The organism is Chelativorans sp. YIM 93263 (genome assembly GCF_028767125.1).
Classification (GTDB): domain Bacteria; phylum Pseudomonadota; class Alphaproteobacteria; order Rhizobiales; family Rhizobiaceae; genus Chelativorans.
This window is the reverse complement of sequence record NZ_JAKCWP010000025.1, coordinates 1-620: the sequence shown is the minus strand read 5'-3', so window position 1 is coordinate 620 and position 620 is coordinate 1. Positions and strand designations below refer to the sequence as shown.

Here is a 620-nt window from a genome sequence, read left to right as displayed (position 1 = left end):
ACCGCCACGGTGGAGATCCTGGCCGAGCCGGTGTTCGACTGCGGCGACATCATCGGCAAGGTGTTCGACGACAAGAACGGCAATGGCTACCAGGATGCCGGTGAGCCGGGGCTGCCTGGTGTGCGGGTGGCGACCGTCAAGGGCTGGCTGATCACCACGGACGCGCATGGCCGCTTCCATGTCGCCTGCGCCGACCTGCCCGACAGCCGCATCGGCTCGAACTTCATCATGAAGCTGGATGAGCGCACGCTGCCCACGGGCTACCGCCTGACGACGGAGAACCCGCGCGTGGTGCGGCTGACGGCGGGCAAGATGACCAAGCTGAACTTCGGTGCGTCGATCGGCCGTGTCGTGCGGCTCGATCTCGAAGACGGCGCTTTCGAGCCGGGCGCCACCGGTCTCAGGCCCGAATGGGCGGCCGGCGTCGATGAACTGATCCAGGTTCTGGCCGCGGAGCGCTCGGTGCTGAGATTGAGCTATTTCCAGGACGGCGCCGATGGCGCGCTTGCCGACAGGCGCATCCGACACGTCAAGGACCTGATCGCCGACCGCTGGCGACGGCGGGGCGGCGGCTACCGCCTGGAGATCGAGACGCGCGTGGAGGCGGGACAATGAGGGCG

General features: G+C 67.9%; 1 pseudogene. It reads left to right on the top strand.

The annotated features are described in order from the left end of the window. A pseudogene (locus LY631_RS20320) lies at nt 1-615 on the top strand (DUF7507 domain-containing protein); the annotation flags it as partial. Between the last annotated feature and the right edge of the window lie 5 nt (nt 616-620).